The following is a 304-nucleotide window of genomic DNA, read 5'->3' on the forward strand; positions in this document are numbered from 1 at the left end:
CATCAGCTTCCGCTAGTGCATCTTCTTCATTAAACTCTGGCAATTCGAAGTCATCAAACGAGAATTCTTCTTCGCCTTCTTGTCCTAGAACTTCAGCTTGTTCTGCTACTTCCGCTTGTGGTGTAGCTTCAACTTTCGGTTCAGCGACAGGTGTCACTAGCTCTGGTGTTACGTCAGTTTCCGCTAATGCTTCTGGTTCAGACGCCTCATCTTCAATCAGCCAATCATCGTCTTCTGGCACACCAAATTCATTTGGAATGATCTCTGGCATGTTTGCAGCACGAACTGGCTCTGGCTCTGGCTC

The 304-nt window shown here is 47.4% G+C and carries 1 protein-coding gene; it reads right to left on the reverse strand.

Annotated features, from left to right (window positions below; all coding sequences use genetic code 11):
• Positions 1–304, reverse strand: a 304-nt coding sequence (locus tag AB4329_RS22415; protein ID WP_372139317.1) for a hypothetical protein, incomplete at both ends; no start/stop codon positions are given.

This window comes from Vibrio sp. 10N.261.54.A5 (assembly GCF_041471145.1).
Lineage (GTDB): Bacteria > Pseudomonadota > Gammaproteobacteria > Enterobacterales > Vibrionaceae > Vibrio > Vibrio crassostreae_C.